This is a genomic window from Vreelandella arcis (genome assembly GCF_900103865.1).
Lineage (GTDB): Bacteria > Pseudomonadota > Gammaproteobacteria > Pseudomonadales > Halomonadaceae > Vreelandella > Vreelandella arcis.
Window position 1 is genome coordinate 90,309 of sequence record NZ_FNII01000006.1, and the last position, 18,194, is coordinate 108,502.

Here is an 18,194-nt window from a genome sequence, read left to right on the forward strand (position 1 = left end):
GTGTCCCGGTCGTGGTGCTCAGCCCCACATGCCGCGTGGCAGTGAGATGGTGAAAACATGGCGGAACAGGCTTTCCAGGCCGAACGACAGTGCTAGTGCGATGACCGTCGCAATGACCAATGCCTTGGTGCTGCGTGCCCCCAGTAGATACTGGCAGACGATCAGAAAGGGAAGGCTGGCCCAGCGAAAGCCAAGAATAGGAACGGCTGCCGTCATCAGGCCGAACAGGATCAGCACCCCAAAGGCGAGCCGGTGCTCTATCAGCCACGCGCGAACGGCGCCCTGTGAGAGTGCCGATGTCTGCTTAAGGCTGGGCAGCTCCTTGATGATGATCATCACGTTAAAAACAACCAGGAACGCAAGCACAATCCTGGGGAAGGTACCTGCCCCCATGGGCTCCCACATCGAAGAGGGAAGCTCACCTGCGCGCACAAACATGAATGCGAACAACAAGGCAAGGATGGCATTGAAAATGATATGCCCCCACGCCTTGGCTCGCTTAGCGTCGATATGAGCCCGGTCATCCAATGACCGGGCGTTGTGATTTGCATCACTCATTGCTGCAACTGCCCTGCGAGGCGTTCAACTGTGGCATCGAGACGTTCCAGGTGGGCTCGGAAGTCGTCGGGCCCCATGAACTGAACCTCAGCGCCTGAATTGTTAACGGCGCGGACAAAGTCCTCATCGTTGGAGGTGGCTTCCAGCGCTGCCGCTAGTACATCGATGCGATCTTCCGGTGTACCCTTCGGCGCGATAAGCCCCCGGAGGATCGATAGCTGCAGGTCTTCGTAGCCGAGTTCCATCATGGTCGGTACATCGGGGGTCTGGGCCATGCGCTCGGTGTGGCCCACCGCCAGGAACGACAGATCGTCGTTCTCGACAAACTGATTACTGGAGGCAATGTCGCCCATGGCGGCATCGATGTGCCCGCCTACCAAGGCGCGGATGCGCTCGCCGGTGCCTTCAAAGCCGACGAAGCGGAATTCCAGATCCTCGGCTTCAGCGATCATCGCGGCGTGAAGGTGAGGAACGCCGCCGAGGGTCACCCCGAAACGAATTTCCCCAGGGTTTTCTCGGGCATAGTCGACGAAGTCTTCCATCGTCTCCCAGCCTTTGTCCGGATTGACGGTGAGGTACTGCGGTGAGGCGGTCATCGAACCGACAGGTTCGAAGTCGTCCCAGTTGAGCGGAGTCAGTCCGGTATGGTGAGAGACCAGGAAGCCATCATGGATCTGGCCGACCGTGTACCCATCGTCGGGACGTTCAGCCAGGTCAGCAAGGCCCACTGTCCCACTGACGCCTGGCATGTTGATAACCGGAAGCGGTTGACCCAGGTGATCCTCAATGTGGTTGGAGACTAGACGCATCAGAATGTCGCTACCGCCACCCGGCCCCCAGGGCACGATGAACTCGACGGGGTCTTCAGGGTAGGTGGCTTCCTGTGCGCTCGCCGAGGCACAGCCAACGGCAAGCACAGAACCGGCCACGGCGGTGAGAACTCGGCGCGACCAGGGGGAGTCGGTGTCATTGGCTTTAGAATGTCCAGCTTGCATGGTGAATCTCCTTGTCTTTTTGGTTGCATTGCCGACCGCAAAATCGTTTCGCTCGGCATCATGCCCGGGCTGTTACCAGGGCAGTACCGCGGCGTCGGTACGGGGCTCAGTGCCGCCGCAGAGCACCCCGGTTTCCGCGTCGCGCAGTATGATCTGCCCGCGACCGAAACTCACAGAATCTGCTTTCTTGACGATATGATGACCCCGACGCGCGAGTGCCTGCGCCAAGTGGTCAGGAAAGTTGGGCTCGACTTCGACAGTGCGGCCTTCCGTCCACTGCCAGCGTGGCATGTCTAGCGCCGCCTGAGGGTTCAGGGCGTCATCGAGCATCCCGGTGATGACCTGGACATGCCCTTGGGGTTGCATGAAGCCGCCCATGACCCCGAACGGCCCAACTGCCTGGCCGTTGCGGGTGATAAACCCAGGAATAATGGTGTGGTAGGTGCGTTTGCCAGGCGCCAGAGCGTTGGTATGCCCCTCGTCTAGCTTGAAGGACCAGCCGCGGTTCTGGAGGCTGATGCCCGTGCCCGGGATAACGATGCCTGAACCGAAGCCTTTAAAGTTGCTCTGGATGAAGGACACCATGTTGCCTTCTTCATCCGCTGTGGCGAGATAGACCGTTCCACCGGTGATGGGGTTGCCATGCACCGGATCCATTGCCTTTTCACCAATGGTGGCAGCACGTCGCTTGAGGTAGTCAGCGTCGAGCATTTGGGTGACGCTTGGCTTCATTGCCTCCGGGTCCGTGATGTGATGCAGCCCGTCCACATAAGCCAGTTTAGTGGCCTCAATGCGGCGATGCAGCGTCTCAACAGGATCCCTTCCTTCTTCACCAAGGTGTTCCAGCATGCCGAGTGCCTGAAGCGCAATCATGCCGCAGCCGTTGGGCGGGATCTCCCAGATCTCATGGTCGCGATAGCGGGTGCTGATGGGGGTTACCCACTCAGGCGCAAAGGCTGAGAGGTCCTCTTTGCGCAGCAGTCCTCCGTGCTCACGGGAGAAGGCGTCGATGCGATCGGCCAGTTCCCCTTCATAGAAGGCACGGGCGTGGGTTTCAGCAATCATGCGAAGGCTGTGAGCATGACCAGCGGAAGACCACATCTCGCCTGGCCGGGGCGCATGGCCTTTGGGAGCGAAGGTGTCGAACCAGGGCTGAAAGGCTGCAGCATCGTAGCGGCTGAAGGCCTTATAGGCGTCCTCCCACAGCTGGTTGACTAAGGGGGAGATCGGGAATCCTTCTTCTGCCAGGGTAATGGCTGGTGCCAGAAGATCAGCAAAAGGCAGGCGCCCAAAACGTTCGGATAGCGTGGCCCATGCGGCTGGAGCACCAGGAACTGTCACGGGAATGAGACCGTGCTCCGGCATGGTGTCGTGCCCCAGTCCTTTGACGGCCTCAATCGTGGCTGACTGTGGCGCCGGGCCACTGGCATTCAGGCCGTGGAGCTCACCATTCATCCAGACGATGGCGAAGGCATCACTCCCCAGCCCGTTGGAGGTCGGCTCTACCACGGTGAGGGCGGCAGCGGTGGCGATCGCTGCATCGACGGCATTACCGCCTTGACGCAGGATCTGCATGCCGGCTTCGGCGCCGAGGCTCTGTGAGGTGGCGACCATGCCACGACGGCCAAAGGTTGCCATGCGGCGGGAGGGGCTTGGGTAATAATGCGCATCGAATTGCATACTTGATTCCTCTTTGTGTCTTGCGTGCGCTATGGCCGTTCGGTCCTAGAGCGCTGAAACTTGACGTTGATACGCGTCGGGCAGCAACGAACGTGGTGTGGTGGTGCGGGGGCTCTCACTCCTTTCATGACTTTTTATCCAAGGAAGAGCCCTCCATAGGCCAGGGCGGCCATCACAACGAAGGCAGGGTGAATACGCAGTCTCAGCAACGCCAGCGCCGCTACGGCGCCGATCAACAGGGTGTGGATCAGGCCTGCCGTCTTTAATCCTTCGCTGAAAAAGCCCCAGGTAAGCCAAGCCATCATCATGGCGATGACCGGCCGTACCCACTGGCTCATTCGCTTGACGCGAGGTGAGTCACGATATCGATAGAGAAGCCCCAGTGCGCCCAGCATCAACAGCAGTGAAGGCACCACCGTGGCCAGCACGGCGACCAACGCACCGCCAGCGCCGGCGACATCAAAACCAATCTGGCCAGCCATCTTGGTGGCGATAGGGCTTGGGAGAGCGTTACCCAGCGCCAGGGTCTCCGCAAATTCTTGAGCGGTCATCCAGCCATAGCGGCCGACAACTTCTGCCTCGATGAGCGGAATGATGGCAGGGCCTCCGCCATAGCCGATGATGTTGGGAATAAAGAAGGCGAGAAAAAGCTCCCAGTAGATCATTTGCTGACCTCTTTACGGCGCGGCTCAGGGGCGAGCATCGCGGTCAGCAGCAGGGCACCGATGATCCAGCCGGGGTGAAGGCCAAGCAGGTAGATGAGCACGCCTGCCCCCGCGCCCATGGCAAGGCTCGTCCAAGGGCCCAAAGAGACACGTGATTTGTTCCAGAAGTCCAGCGTCAGTTGGCCCATCATGACCATGACCACGGGAATGACGGCGTAGCTCATCCCACGGATCCAGGTGACGTCGCGATAGCGGCTGAACAGACCCAGCAACAGGATCATGGCAAGTACCATGGGCACGATGACGGCCGCTACCGCGATGACACACCCCGCGATGCCACCGATGCGATAGCCAATGTATCCAGGCATCTTGGTGGCGATGGGGCCGGGGAGGGTATTGGCAATGGCGAGCACATCGGCGAAGGCATCGTCATCCATCCAGCGATGGCGGGTGACAACTTCATCGCGGACGAGGGGAATCATGGCCGGTCCGCCACCGAAGCCCAGTAGGCCAATGCGAGTAAAGGCCCAGAATAGCTTGCTGAGTGGGGCCGGAGACTGCTCAGTCATGCGTGAGCCTCCGACAGCAGGATGTCAGCACGTAAAATTGATTTTGGCATTGGTGTTATCTTTTCTGTCAAAAAAATCGATTATTCTATTTAAAATATAGATTGCGGCAGAAAGTAACGTCAACCTTCAGTGTAAAGAGGCACACGGAGGTAGGATGGGTATCTTCGAACGCAAACCTGAAGTTTATGGCGCACTTCGGTGGCAGGAATGGTGTTACTGGCAGTTGCTTCTCGATTACCCGTTCGATTAAGTGGATGGGGAAGGTAACGCCGCAGGCTTTGATCGCCTGAACGTCGGCAGGCATAGTTGTGGCACTCGAGTGACTGCCTCGTTGGTGTCGTACCCAGCCCTTGTGGGCCTCCGACGTGTCGGGCGATACTGCAGTGGCGGGGGCTCTTTGCGCTGGTCTCTATTTATCTACACATGTCGCCTTTCCTGCATGATGCCCATGCCTATTAAATTCGCAATCTCTTTTTGTAGTTCATCGTAAAAGGCAGCGGAGACATTACTCAGCGGTCGGCGTTTAGATTTTAGAAGTGCAATTTCCCACTCTATTGTTGGGTCAAGAGGTTTAGATACTACATCAGTACCTGGCAGCAATAGTTCCGCAATGGGGTCAACGACGGCAATGCCCACACCTCGATCGACCAGCGCACAGACGCCGCGCATAGGACGAATTTCTGCCGCAATGTTTCTTTTTATATCAATGGTTTGCATGATGTAGTCAACCCGGGATCGCAGCGGGCTGTCAGGCATCAGTTCAATGAAGGTCTGGTTCTGTAGGCTGGTAATAGGAACGATGTCGAGCGCTGCCAAGGGATGCTTTCGATGCATGATACAGCGGGCAGAACAGCGCGCTAAGCTAGTGACGCTGGCACCATAGGTATCGGCTTCAAGGGTAATGCCAAGCGCCATATCGCAGGTGTTGTTGTCGATCATCTTAAGTAGTTCCTGCATTCCCACATCGATCAAGCGAACCCCTACTTTGGGGTGTCGCTCTTTGAAACGTTTAACCACATCAAGCAGGAACGTATCGCAAAAGATCGGTTGTGCAGCGATCACGACATTGCCGATCTGATTGTTTGCGATGGCTTCAGCATCTTTTTGAGTGTCACGGATGCTCGAGATTAATCGAAGCGCTGAGTCATGGAAGGCGAACGCCTCAGCAGTTGGTTCAATCTGGTTGCGTGTTCGCTTGAACAGGACGAATCCCACCTCTTCCTCCAGCCCGCTGAGCAGGCGGCTGACCATTGATTGACTGATCGCCAGTGCATCGGCGGCAGCCTTGGTCGTGCCGTGCTTCATGAAGGCATCGAAGGCTTCAATTTCTTTGAGTTTCATTGTTCCTCCCGAAACATTGTAGCCAGGTAGTCACTTTGACAGTGCTGGCCGTTTGTACCTCTTAAACACACCGTACCCTAAGTCCGGCCTGCCTTACCCATTAACAACTCACATCGCCCAATCTCGTTCTGGCATGCAGTTTTGCGACCTTGCTAGTACTATAATGCATTCTGAAGCGATTTATTGAATTTTTTTTCATAGCTGTCTATGCTGAGACTGTTCGTCTGGCTTATGCCGTTTGGTGCGCCAGACGTAGCGCAAGCAAAAATAATCAAGGAGACAGGAATGAAACGCATATTGAACCTAGCCGCAGTGAGCCTATTGGTGACTTGTACGGCTCATGCACAAAGCTATCCGTCCGAAGCCGTTACCTTGGTCGTGCCCTATGGGCCTGGTGGCGCCTCCGACCTCGCTGGACGGGCATTGGCTGAATCTGCTCGCGAGTTCCTCGGCGAGCCGATTACCGTGTCAAATCAGTCTGGCGCTGGCGGTATGTCTGGTGCCCGTGCCGTATCAGAGTCTGAACCTGATGGTTACACCCTGCTGCTGGCCCGCGTGGGTATGGCGCTTTCGCCTGCTGTAAATGCTAACAGCAGCGTCGATTGGGACGAGTACACTTTTCTGGGTTCTCTAGAAGCCACACCGATGATTCTGGCGGTGGCCGAAGATTCTCCCTATGAAAGTGTCGAGGAGTTACTTGAAGGAGTCGAGAGCAATCCAGGCGCTATGGCCTATGCGGCTTCAGGCGCGACTGCTATTGATGGCTTTACCGTACAGACACTTCTTTCCGACGCTGGAATGGATCCGCTTTCTGCGGCGACGCTGGTGCCATTCCGTGGTGGTGGTGCTTTGGCAACCGCGCTGCTCGGCGGGCATGTTGATTTCTTGGCGATCGCTGCCGGGTCACTTATGCCGCACATTGAGAGCGGCGATATGCGTCCCCTGATGGTCTACGCACCGGAGCGCATGGACTCGTTGCCTGATGTCCCCACCGCTGAAGAGCTTGGCTATGAACTGGCTGGACAAGTTGTGGGCTGGAGCGCGCTGTACGGTCCGCCCAACCTGCCGGAAGAGGTGGTGACTACTTGGGAAGACGTATTAGAAGAGGTCGCTGAGAGCGATAGCTGGCTGAGCCGTGCTGAAGACCGTGGTTCGATCTCAACCATCGGTAGTGTCGATATGACGTCTTATGCCCAGGAACAGTATGAGTTCTATCGCAATCTTGCCGAAGAGTTTGGCTACCTGGAGTGATCAGTGGCGGACGTAAGACATCCGGCTGAGGAAACTATAACAAGCATCGGGAGGGGCATATGGGTATTACACGCGGCGTGATGGTAACGGTGCTGTTTGGGATCGTGTTGTTTGTGATGATCCCTATCTATGTGCCCCGACCCAGCTTCATTCCCGGGTTTGCACCACCCCCGGATATGTGGCCGCGGGTGGTCTCGATTCTTGGAATGGTGCTCGGCCTACTGTTGCTTGGGCTGTCGCTATCGAAGACAACCGAGGCAATCGCCGACCCCGATGCGGCCAGTGAGATCCGTGGTGATACGCCATTGGGAACATTGCTGGTACGTTTCGGCTTCGCAGTGCTGGCCTTCGCGGTATTCGTGGTTGCTGTTGAGCTGCTTGGCTTTCTTCTAGCCTGCATCCTGCTACTGGGTGCAGTGCTCGTGCTGACAGGCTACTGGCGCCATAAATGGATATCGTTGAGCGTTGCCGTGGCGCTACCGCTTTTGCTCTATCTGTTCTTCTCCAGCGCGCTCAATACGCGCTTCCCTGCCGGCACTTTGCTCAGAGCTTTAGGCCTCTGACGCACCGCGCACTACAGGAACCATCACCATGCTCAATGACCTGTTGATTGCCTTTCAGGCAGTCGCAACGATCGAAAATTTCCTGATCATGGCCGCGGGTATCTGGGGCGGCGTGATCATCGGCGCCATTCCTGGCATGACCGGTACGATGGCCGTAACTCTGGCGCTGCCATTCACTTTTTACATGCAGCCAATTCCCAGCATTCTGCTGCTGGTCGCGCTCTACAAGGGGTCGACTTACGGCGGCTCGGTGTCAGCGATTCTCATCAAGACGCCTGGCACTGCGTCGGCAGCCTGTACAACCCTGGATGGTTACCCGCTAGCTCGCCAGGGGAAGGCCGGTAAGGCACTCAACATGGCGCTCTACTCGTCGTGCACGGGTGACTTTATCTCCAATATCTCGTTGATCTTTATTGCTGCACCGCTTGCCCTACTTGCTCTGCGAATCGGGCCGCCCGAATACTTTATGTTGATGGTGTTCGCACTGACTATGGTGTCTGGGGTCTCGGGTCGCTCGCTTATTCTGGGGCTGGTATCTGCTTGCCTGGGACTGTTGTTGGCAACCGTCGGTGAGGATATGTACGGCTCCTTCCGTTTCGACCTTACCATGGACATGCGGGGCGGCCTGGCTGTGGCTCCGGTGTTAATCGGGCTGTTCGCGATTCCTGAGCTGCTTAAAATAGTGGTGTTTCGCAATACTGATACCCAGAAAGCCATGCAGCTTGGCGACAATCGCGTTACCCGCGAAGAGTTTCGCCGTTCTCTGAAGTCAATGCTTAAAGGAAGCATGATCGGTGTGATCATGGGTGCAATACCCGGTATTGGGCCGTCAGCGGCGGCGTTTTCATCCTACGGTGAGGCCCAGCGCAGCTCCAAGAATGGCGAAAACTTTGGTAAAGGCGAGGTAGAGGGTATTGCTGCTTCTGAGTCAGCCAATAATGGCTGCTGCGGCTCGACGATGATCCCGCTTTTGGCGCTTGGTGTGCCAGGCGATGTGATCACTGGGGTAATGCTTGGTGCCTTTATGATTCACGGAATGACACCGGGCCCGATGCTGTTCGAGACCAATCTTCACGAAGTCTACATGTTGTTTATCGGCATGCTGTTCTCGTCGGTTCTGCTATTCGGCGCTGGTAAGGCCACCATGCGCTTTTTCTCGCACATTTCGCGGATTCCGCCGGGGCTAATGGCACCCATCGTCCTGATTTTGTGCCTATTTGGCATCTTCTCGATTTCCAACAGCATGTACGACGTCATCGTGTTGCTGGCCATGGGTGTGTTCGGTTTCTTCATGTTCTTGCTCGCTATCCCCGCAGCCCCGTTTCTGATCGCCTTCATCCTGGGGCCAATGTTGGAGGAAAACCTCCGCCGGGCGCTTGCCATCTCCCGAGGTGATCCGAGCATTCTGATTTCATCGCCTATCACTTGGTTGTTCGCCTCGCTGGCGGTTTTCGCGATCGTGATCACGATTCGCCAGCAGCTCAAGAAAGCCAAGTCTTGAGACATACCCATTCATTTTCTAACAAGGATTAGACGCTATGCATGCCAGCTCTCAGCGACAAGATCATCCTCGTCTTGCATCTGCCGTTTCTCATCTTGAAGATCTGATCGGCTTCGATACAACCAGCGCCCATTCTAATCTCGAAATTATTGCGCACATGAAGCGTTACTTCGAAGAATTAGGTATGGAAACCACGATGCTTTACGACACGAGCGGCGAAAAAGCTAACCTGATCGCCTGCATTGGTCCTAAAGATGTGCCTGGTATCGTGCTGTCTGGGCATTCAGATGTAGTGCCGGCTAACCCTGAGCGCTGGACAAGCGATCCGTTTCGCCTGGAGCAGCGGGGAAGTCGGCTATTTGGACGTGGCAGTTGTGACATGAAAGGCTTTGCCGCTTGCGTAATGGCAGCGGCACCCGCACTGATACAAGGCCGCCTGCAGCGTCCCTTCTATTTCTGTTTTTCCCACGACGAGGAAGTGGGTTGTTTAGGGGCACCAGCGATCGCGAAACATTTGGCAGAGCTGGAAGTTCCGCCTGGTCTTGCGATCATTGGCGAGCCTAGCGAAATGCAGCTGATCAATGGCCAGAAGGGAAAGATTGCCATGCAGGTCACGGTGCGAGGCGAAGGTGGACATTCTTCCTTTTCGCCACAGCACGTCAATGCCGTGGAGTATGCGTCGCGTATTATCGCCATGATCAGTGAACGATCACGACGATACGAGCGCGAGGGACCATTTGACCATGACTTCAGCGTTCCCCATGCCACTACGTTGGCTACCTTGATCAACGGTGGTGTGGCTACCAATGTGACGCCTGATACCTGTGAGTTTGTTTTCGAGCTTCGAAGTATCGATCAGCAGGCTGCTTGGGGTGATATGCGGGCGTTGATTGACGAGGTGGAGGCAACTTTGCTGCCGGAAATGCGCAACCTCTCGACAGTAGCGGGAATAGAGTGGCAGGAGCGTTTTTCTTATCCTGCCATGGATGACGCCACTGGCAGCGAATTATTTAAGCTGTTAGAGCCGATTTTGCCGCCGCGCGGCGGTAAGGTCTCTTATGGCTCTGAGGGCGGGGTGTTTGAGATTGACGGCGGTATTCCATCCGTAATCATTGGCCCGGGCTCGATCCGCCAGGCTCATAAACCTGATGAGTTCATCGAAATTGATCAGCTGACTCAGTGTCTCGAATTCTTCGACACCCTGGGTGGCTGGATGACATGTGGATAAGGAAATCATCATGACCATTAACGCCGAACGCCTGTGGCAGAACCTCGAGGCATTATCGACGTTTACCGATCCTGATAGGCCTTGGACTCGTCGAGCGTTCACAGAACGTTATCAGGAGGGGCGTGACTGGCTCAAACGTGCCATGCAGACCGCTGGGCTTACGACTCGGCTGGACGATGCCGGTAACCTGATTGGCACTCTGCCCGGCAGCGAGCCTTCGCTAACTCCCCTAGTCATCGGAAGCCATATCGATACGGTTCCCAGTGGTGGTCGCTATGATGGGATTCTTGGCGTTCTCGCCGGTCTCGAAGCGGTGCAGAGCCTACAGGAAGCGGAGGTTCAGTTACGACATGATGTCGAGGTGATCGATTTTCTCTCCGAAGAACCAAGTGAATACGGCATCTCGTGCGTCGGTAGCCGTGGGATGGTGGGAGCTCTGTCAGACGAGATGCTCAATTTCCGAGAGCCGGGCGGTGAGCGTTTAGGCGATGCCATTCGCCGTGTGGGCGGCAACCCGGATGCCTTGAGTACACCGCTGCGTCAGCAGGGTGATATTGCCGCCTTTTTGGAGTTACACATCGAACAAGGACGCGTGCTGGAAGAAAATCATGTGCCCATTGGTGTAGTAAGCGATATCGTCGGTATTCATCGCTACGATATTGAGGTTTTAGGTCAGGCCGATCATGCAGGCACCACGCCAATGGAACTGCGACGTGATGCACTGGCCGAAGCGGCGGGTTTGATCAAAGCTATCCAACGAGAAGCGCAACATCAGAGCGTTGGGGACAATTATCTCGTCGCTACAGTGGGTCGCTTGAACGTTTTCCCCAACGCGACCAATGCCATTCCTGAGCGGGTTGAGATGGTGCTCGAAGTACGCAGTAATGATGCTCATCTGCTCCAAAACTTCTTTCCACCTATTCTCGACCAAGCAAAGCGCAATGCTTCAACCCTTGGCCTAGATATTATCGCAACGCCACTAAGCGAGGGATCCCCGACCCCTTGTGCAGACCTCATTCAATCAAAGGTTTGGGAGGCTGCTCAAGCCACTGGTTTGAAGGCTATGAGCTTGACCAGTGGTGCCGGACATGACGCGGTCTATATGGCAAAAATCGCCCCGACTGGCATGCTGTTTGTTCCATGTCATGAGGGTAGAAGCCATTGCCCGGAAGAAAGTATCACTCAGCAGCAAGCGACAAACGGCTGCCAAGTGATTCAAGAAGCCCTAAAAAGCCTCGATAACTATTTAGGTTGAAGGTGGGCGCCTTCCGAAAGACAGCCTGATGTCGAACAGATGCGTTCCAAAAGCCACCACTAACTGCGGTGGCACTATCCTTGCTGATCGCCCAATGAATTGGGCTCTTACGAAAACCTCGCTATCGGGATTTTGTGGGAGCCAGACTTTGTCGGGCGATAGCTTTCGGTGGCTCGATCCTTCCTGATCGCTCAACAAGTTGAGCTCTTACAAAACCCTCGATATCTGGTTTTTGTGGGAGCCAGACTTCGTCTGGCGATAGCCTGCGGTGCCTCGATCATTGCTGATCGCTCAATGAATTGAGCTCTTACGAAACCCCCGCTATCTGGCTTTTGTGGGAGCCAGACTTGTCGGGCGATAGCCTGCGGTGCCTCGATCATTGCTGATCGCTCAATGAATTGAGCTCTTACGAAAAACCTCGCTATCGGGATTTTGTGGGAGCCAGACTTCGTCGGGCGATAGCCTTCGGTGGCGGGATCGTTGCTGATTGCCCAATGAATTGGGCTCTTACAAAACCCCTTGCTGTCATCTATCGGCCTTTGGGGTGGTTTCCGTTACACTATGCGACTTTACGCTGACTGTTGGTCGGCGGGTGTTTTTTTGTCGAGGTGTCTCTTGGGTGACGCGTTACATGCTTGGTGGGCGCAGCAGTTAGTGTTGTGCGATTGGCATTTTACGCCGCATCCGTTGTCGGTGGATGCGGGGGCGGCGGAGCAGCGTTTGTTGAGCCAGGGCATTACCCATCGCGGTGAGCTGGCTGAGCAATGGTTGGACGCGCTGCATGCTCCCACGGGCGAGGCGGATCGGTTGTTGGCGGCGCTTGAGTGGGCGGCGCTGGCCGGTGCGGCCGGGTGGATAAGCGCTGACCAGGCAAGTGATTGGGCCTGCTGCGTGATGCAGCGCATTACTCAGGAGTACCGCGACCTGCGCGGCTGGCTGTGCGATGTGCGTCGCTCGTTGGGCGTGCGCGGTTGGGCCACCGGGGCCGATGATCGCTTTATTGATGCCTGCCAGGCGCTGGCGGATTCAGAAGCCGAGGGCGCGGGCATTACCTGGGAGATGTTCCAGGAAGCACTTCGCCAACGCGGCGAGGTAGCTCTGTGGCCGAGCGACCCCGAAGCTCAGCCATGGCGGCTTTGTGCACTGTTTCGACCGGTGTTGCATTACCCGGCAAGCAAGGCGGATTGGCCAGATGCGGCCAGTTGGTTAAACACCGCTTGGGAAATTGACGACCGTGAGGAGCTGCTCACTGGTTTACTGTGGCTGGGCGCCCAGGGCGAACGTCAGCGCTGGGATATTGAAGCGCGTGATTTATTGAGCATGGACACCGCCCAACGCCAGGAATGGCAGCGCAATGCCCGGAGTGAGTCGCGCCACGCCAGTGTGCTGTGTCGCTTTGTAAACCAGGGTGAGCCGCTGGAGTGGGCCGCTTGGGATTGGTTGCGCCTGGTCGAACTCGCCTGGGCGGGGGCCTGTAGCGGCTGGCTGAGCCAAGCCGAGGCGGACGCCTTTGCGGCCCACGCCGCCGACTTGATGCAGCGCCGTTACCACGACTGGCGGGCGGTGGTGACTGCTTACCGGCGCGGGCATAGCTTGTTTGACGGTATCGATCGCCGCGAGATGCCCCCCCCCGAACGCGAAACGCAGCTGCTAAGCAGCCCGTTCAGTCCTTGGAAGGTGGCCGTCGATAAGCTGCTGGATGACGACACTCAGGCCGCTTCTAAAGCATTGCTCAGCCAATGGCGTAACACCCCTCATCATTGGCTGTTGGCGCTGGCGTGCGTGCGTGAGCCGGATGCCATGCTGCGTTTGGCTAACCCCAGCGCGCCGATTAATGAAGACCAGCGGGCTGAAGCCGCCGAGTACCTTGACGCGTCGCTGAGCATGCACGCCGATGAAGGCGCGGCGGCCATGGCCCGCTACTGGCTGCCGGCCCAGGCGCATCACTTGAACCAGCTGGCTGCCGATGCGGCCCACGGGGTGATGCCGCCATCCGCGACGCTGTTTGGCCAGCCGGATTTCCCGATTAACGCCCAGCGTCAGGCATTGAAAGGCGTCAGTCGACACGCGGCGACCGTCCACATGGCGGAGAAGTTTGCCTTTTACCTGCACATGGCGTTGAACAGTGATGTGCTGGAGTCCGAGCCGCTGCTGGGCTACGCGCAGTCGCTGCGTAACTGTTTATGCCGTTTTTACCCCAACGCCAAACGCTTGCTGGAAGCCTGGTTGGCGTGGGAACACTGCCTGCCGGAAAGCGAGCATGCCTCGCTGTGCAACGAAATTGCCTGGCATTTGGAAGACCCGGGCAGCTTGTTCCATTGGTTGGAGTGGCGCGCCGAGTCGTGGAGCGAGCCCAGCGAGCGGCCTACGCTTATGCAGTTCACCGCGATGTCGCTGGTTGGGCCGCTGAATAGTGCCGTGTGGAGCGAGCCGCAGCCGGAAAGCCCCCGCGAGTGCGTGGAGATTCGCGAGTGGGTGGAAAGCCATTATCACCTCGCCAGCGCTGATGACATGCAGGCCTTTTTGACCTCCATGCTGGAAGTGGGCGACCGGCAGGAATACCAAATCAACTACGAACCCTACACGCTCAATCCCCAGCGTCTTGAGGCCGAGATTGCCATTCTGGAGTCCGGCGATTGCGTGGAGGAAGAGCGCCATCACCTGCTGCGGCTGCGCCGTGTGCGCGACAATGAAGACGGCTGCAACGAGGTGGACATGGCCGCTTGGGATATCGCCCAACTGGTCGATCTAGCGATTGCCGGGCGGCAGCTCGGCTGGCTGACCTCCGACGCCTTTACCGATGTGCTGGCGCGGGCCTATCAACTGGCGGCCGATCACTACGCTGGCTGGCAGGATTATGCTGTGGGTATGTACGCTGGGTTTTCGTTTTTTATGGGCGAAACCCCTGAGCGGGAAAGCTTTTTAGCCAGCTTTCGTCAGGCGTTGGTGGCCTGGCTGTGCGCAGCCCCGGTGCTCGCCGGGCCCTGGGCCAGCCTGGATTTTCCGGGCAATAAGCCGCGCCATTTTGCGCCGCTGCACATCGATACGCTACCCGGCGATCAACGTACTTTGCACTGAAGCTCGCCATTGCGGGTTAATTTCGCTTATAGTGACAGGCTATTTGAGCTTAGTGTCGCCGTGTAGTGTGCTGACACGGCGTGTTTTTTGGTTTTTTTCTTTGCTTACGAGGGATCGCGCATGGTTGCGTTGCCACCACCTGCTGTCACCGCTGTCCGTGTTGTTTTTCGATTTACCTGTCTGTTTCGCGAGCGCCACGCCCCCTTGGTGGTTGCTGGCTGTATGCTGGTAGTTGTCCTTAGCGGCTGTGCCGGCAGCGCACCCCGAGACGATGCCCCCGATGATTATTTTGCCCGCTCGCTGCCTGGACTTCCCGACGACTGGGAAGCGAAGATGTCGCCTTTAGATGGGCAATACGACTCCTTCGGCAATTGGCAGGCTTCCCCCAGAGAGCAAGTACGCAAGGCGTTGTTGGACCAGCACGAGCGCTGGATGGGTACGCCGTATCGGCTAGGCGGCACCAGTCAGCGGGGTATCGATTGTTCGGCACTGGTGCGTAATATCTTCCGCGATACCTTTGAGCTGGATCTGCCGCGCACCACCCGAGGGCAAGTTCATGAGGGACGCCCGATCGACCGCCAAGCTTTACAGGCGGGCGATCTGGTGTTCTTCCGCCCGCCGGGCGCGTATAACCATGTGGGCATTTACGTCGGCGATGGACATTTTCTGCATGCCTCTACCTCGCAGGGGGTGACCATCTCAAGCCTGGATAATGTCTATTGGAATCGTTATTACTGGCAATCGCGGCGGCCATTGGCGCCCTCGCAAATAGCCAAATTCAGCGACACGCCGACGTTCAACACCTCTCGGTCGATGTAAGCAGCTAACCGACCCGCGCAGGGCAGCCTGTTAGGAACGGCATGATTGAAGCCAACACCCGCGCCTGGTGGCGCGCTACCTTGGCCCTGTGTTTGGGCTCCTTTCTGGTCTTTATCAACCTCTACGCGCCGCAGCCGTTGCTGCCAGGGCTCAAAGAAACCTATGGGGTCTCGACCCTGGGGGTGAGCTTGGTGATGTCGGTGGCTACGCTGTCGCTGGCCTTTGCGCTGTTGGTGTTCGGGCCGCTTTCAGACGCCATTGGCCGCGAAGGCATTATGCGCATCACCCTGCTGTTGGCCGGTGGCTGTTCGCTGGCGCTGGCGTTTGCTCCCACCTTTGAAAGCCTGCTGGCGCTGCGCCTGGTGCAGGGCTTTGTGTTGGGTGGGTTACCGGCGGTGGCGATTGCCTGGATGGGCGATGAGTTCGACAAACCGGCGCTGCTGAGCGCGGTGGGGCTGTACATTGGCGCCAACTCGTTGGGTGGGATTAGCGGGCGCGTGGTGGGTGGCGCAGCTGCGGATATCGGCGGGCCGACGGCGGCGTTTTTGGCCGTCGGGGTCATGACGTTAGTGGGTGGCGCGGTGTTTTGGCGTTTGCTGCCGACCAGCCAGGCGTTCCGCCCTCAGCGTTTTCAATTGCGCACGGCGGTGAATGGCCTCGCCGGCCATTTGCGTAGCCCGGTACTGCTCGCCGCTTATGCGCTGGGCGGCATTAACTTCCTGATTTTTATTAACCAATACAGCTATATTACGTTCCGCTTGGCGGATGCGCCTTACCAGCTGGCGGCGAGTAGTCTGGGGTTGGTGTTTTTAACCTACCTGGGTGGCACTGTGGGCTCAACACTCTCGGGGCGGCTGGCCCAGCGCTTTTCCCCGGCAGCCTGCATGTGTGTGGGCGTGGTGATTTTAATGCTCGGCACGGCGATTACCCTGGCGGATTCCCTCGTGCTGATTATTGCTGGGCTGACCGTCAACGCTTTTGGGTTCTTCCTGGCCCACTCGCTGGCTTCCAGTTGGGTAGGGCGTTATGCCCAGGGTGCACGGGGCAGCGCCTCGGCGATGTATCTGGTGTTTTACTATGTGGGGGCCAGCCTGGGCGGCTTCTGGCTGGAGCCGTTCTGGCAGTGGGCGGGCTGGCGCGGCGTGACGCTGGGCTCGTGGCTGCTGCTTAGCGTTACCTTGGTGATTGCCTTGGGGCTGTGGCGATTTGAGCGTCGGGCTGCTCAGCAGGCGGCTCACGATACAGTTGCCCGTCGCTAAGCGTTAACCGGTGCGAGCATAGCCGCTGTAGCAAGGCGGCGTCGTGACTGATTACCAACACACCTATCTGCCGCTCATCGGCAATCTGGCGCAGCCCCTGCCAGAGGTCGAGCTGGGTGAGCGGGTCGAGCATGCTGGAGACTTCATCCGCCACCAGGTAGCGCACGTCGGGTGCCAGGGCGCGCAGTACGCACACCCGCTGCAGTTCGCCACCGGAAAGCGCCTGGGGCATGCGGTTCATCCAGTCGGGCTCAATCCCGAACGCCTCGCGCAATGCTGCAGGCGGTGTCCAGGCTTCTTCCAAAATACGTTTCACTCGCCAGCGTGGGTTAACTGCGAGCTCAGGCGACTGCGGCAGCCATTGCACGGGCCGCAGGCCGCGCCGGGGCAGCGGTGCGCCGTCAACCGTTACTGTTCCCGCCTGGGGCGTTAGATACCCCGCCAGCAGCTGGCCAAGGGTCGATTTCCCCGCGCCGGAATCGCCGTTCAAGCCAAGCCATTCGCCCGCCTCCAGCGACAGCGACACGTCATCGAGGATCGGCGGCTGGCCGGCAAAGCCAAAGCGTAAGTCTCGCGCGTTAAGCAACGTTTTGCGCCTGCTCGTCAGTGGAGGTGAGCGGGTTGCCAAATTGATTGTCAGGTAGCGCCTGCCACAGCGCTTGCGCGTAGTCGGTGTTTAACCCACTCCCTTCACCTTGAAACGCGGCGGCGGGGGCGGTTTCCACGCAGCGGCCCTGGCGCATAATCGTCACCCGTTGGGCAATCGGCAGGGCGTGGCGCAGGTCGTGGGTAATCAGCAGCACCGCTTTGCCCTCGCCGCGGGCCAGCGCCGCTAGGGCGTTAAGTACCCGGTCGCGCTGTTGCGGGTCGAGACCCACGCTGGGTTCATCGGCGATGATCAACTGCGCGCGGCTGACATGCGCCATAGCGGTGAGTACCCGCCGGGCCATGCCGCCCGAGAGCTGATGGGGAAACGCCTGTTGGGCGCCTGCGTTTAGTTGGTAGTGGTCAAGTGCCTGCGTTGCCGTATCCCGCGCCGAGGCGGGCGTATGCCCCGCGCGCTGGGCCGCCCAACTGACCTGGCGCTGGTTGCGCACTAACGGGTCTAAGGCGTTGAGCGATTGGGGGATCAGTGCCAGGTCACGCCCGCGCAGTTGACGTTGACGCGCGGCGGTGAGCGGCTGGCCCTGAAAGTGAAGGCGGCCGGTTTGTCGGCAGGGCGCGGGCAACAGGCCGAGTAGCGCGTGGGCCAGCAGGCTTTTGCCTGCCCCGGACGCGCCGACCACGGCGTGAACCTCGCCGGGGTGAATCTCAAGCGAGACATCACGCAACACCTCGGCCCAGCAGCGTCGCCACCAGTTGGCGTAATACGGCAGCTGTAGCGATAAGTGTTCGACCTTTAGCATAAAGCTCCTTTCAACTCATCTTGACG

The 18,194-nt window shown here is 58.0% G+C and carries 16 protein-coding genes; 8 read left to right on the plus strand and 8 right to left on the minus strand.

Going from position 1 to position 18,194, the window contains the following annotated elements:
- Positions 1 to 18: 18 nt before the first annotated feature.
- The 6 genes from BLR97_RS08660 to BLR97_RS08685 form a co-directional block, all read right to left on the minus strand.
- A complete protein-coding gene (locus tag BLR97_RS08660) occupies positions 19 to 558 on the minus strand; it encodes a tripartite tricarboxylate transporter TctB family protein (protein WP_089705007.1) in 540 nt (179 codons plus the stop codon).
- Positions 555 to 1,553, minus strand: a complete 999-nt coding sequence (locus tag BLR97_RS08665) for a Bug family tripartite tricarboxylate transporter substrate binding protein (protein ID WP_089705010.1) — start codon at positions 1,551 to 1,553, stop codon at positions 555 to 557. The genes BLR97_RS08660 and BLR97_RS08665 overlap by 4 nt, the downstream gene beginning before the upstream one ends.
- A gap of 72 nt (positions 1,554 to 1,625) precedes the next feature.
- Complete coding sequence (locus BLR97_RS08670) at positions 1,626 to 3,233, minus strand: gamma-glutamyltransferase family protein (protein WP_089705012.1); 1,608 nt, start codon at positions 3,231 to 3,233, stop codon at positions 1,626 to 1,628.
- A 134-nt stretch (positions 3,234 to 3,367) separates the two neighbouring features.
- Entirely contained in the window at positions 3,368 to 3,898 is a 531-nt protein-coding gene (locus BLR97_RS08675; RefSeq protein WP_089705015.1) for a chromate transporter, read from the minus strand.
- Complete coding sequence (locus tag BLR97_RS08680; protein ID WP_089705018.1) at positions 3,895 to 4,467, minus strand: chromate transporter; 573 nt, start codon at positions 4,465 to 4,467, stop codon at positions 3,895 to 3,897. Before BLR97_RS08680 ends, BLR97_RS08675 begins: the two co-directional genes overlap by 4 nt.
- 417 nt (positions 4,468 to 4,884) lie before the next feature.
- Positions 4,885 to 5,808: a LysR family transcriptional regulator gene (locus BLR97_RS08685; RefSeq protein WP_089705023.1), complete on the minus strand. Its 924-nt coding sequence runs from the start codon at positions 5,806 to 5,808 to the stop codon at positions 4,885 to 4,887.
- A 285-nt stretch (positions 5,809 to 6,093) separates the two neighbouring features.
- Between BLR97_RS08685 and BLR97_RS08690 the strand changes: the two genes are divergently transcribed.
- The 8 genes from BLR97_RS08690 to BLR97_RS08725 all read left to right on the plus strand — a co-directional run bounded on the left by BLR97_RS08690 (position 6,094) and on the right by BLR97_RS08725 (position 16,762).
- Entirely contained in the window at positions 6,094 to 7,059 is a 966-nt protein-coding gene (locus BLR97_RS08690; protein ID WP_089705026.1) for a Bug family tripartite tricarboxylate transporter substrate binding protein, read from the plus strand.
- Positions 7,060 to 7,118: 59 nt separating this feature from the next.
- Complete coding sequence (locus BLR97_RS08695; protein WP_089705029.1) at positions 7,119 to 7,622, plus strand: tripartite tricarboxylate transporter TctB family protein; 504 nt, start codon at positions 7,119 to 7,121, stop codon at positions 7,620 to 7,622.
- Between the two features lie 28 nt (positions 7,623 to 7,650).
- Entirely contained in the window at positions 7,651 to 9,123 is a 1,473-nt protein-coding gene (locus tag BLR97_RS08700) for a tripartite tricarboxylate transporter permease (protein ID WP_089705032.1), read from the plus strand.
- A 37-nt stretch (positions 9,124 to 9,160) separates the two neighbouring features.
- The gene (gene argE / locus BLR97_RS08705) at positions 9,161 to 10,351 is read left to right on the plus strand and encodes an acetylornithine deacetylase (RefSeq protein ID WP_089705037.1); all 1,191 of its coding nucleotides are present in this window, start codon (positions 9,161 to 9,163) and stop codon (positions 10,349 to 10,351) included.
- A 10-nt stretch (positions 10,352 to 10,361) separates the two neighbouring features.
- Complete coding sequence (locus tag BLR97_RS08710; RefSeq protein ID WP_089705040.1) at positions 10,362 to 11,606, plus strand: Zn-dependent hydrolase; 1,245 nt, start codon at positions 10,362 to 10,364, stop codon at positions 11,604 to 11,606.
- 615 nt (positions 11,607 to 12,221) lie between these two features.
- A complete protein-coding gene (locus tag BLR97_RS08715; protein WP_089705043.1) occupies positions 12,222 to 14,684 on the plus strand; it encodes a DUF1266 domain-containing protein in 2,463 nt (820 codons plus the stop codon).
- A 120-nt stretch (positions 14,685 to 14,804) separates the two neighbouring features.
- Positions 14,805 to 15,503, plus strand: a complete 699-nt coding sequence (locus BLR97_RS08720) for an NlpC/P60 family protein (RefSeq protein ID WP_089705046.1) — start codon at positions 14,805 to 14,807, stop codon at positions 15,501 to 15,503.
- A gap of 41 nt (positions 15,504 to 15,544) precedes the next feature.
- A complete protein-coding gene (locus BLR97_RS08725) occupies positions 15,545 to 16,762 on the plus strand; it encodes an MFS transporter (protein ID WP_089705049.1) in 1,218 nt (405 codons plus the stop codon).
- On the opposite strand, the gene BLR97_RS08730 is transcribed toward BLR97_RS08725, so the two are convergent.
- Complete coding sequence (locus BLR97_RS08730; protein ID WP_089705052.1) at positions 16,677 to 17,348, minus strand: ABC transporter ATP-binding protein; 672 nt, start codon at positions 17,346 to 17,348, stop codon at positions 16,677 to 16,679. The two genes, BLR97_RS08725 and BLR97_RS08730, sit on opposite strands and share 86 nt — an antisense overlap.
- Positions 17,341 to 18,168 carry an ATP-binding cassette domain-containing protein gene (locus tag BLR97_RS08735; RefSeq protein WP_089705056.1) on the minus strand — a complete coding sequence of 276 codons (828 nt, stop codon included), beginning with the start codon at positions 18,166 to 18,168 and terminating at the stop codon, positions 17,341 to 17,343. Before BLR97_RS08735 ends, BLR97_RS08730 begins: the two co-directional genes overlap by 8 nt.
- Positions 18,169 to 18,194: the final 26 nt, after the last annotated feature.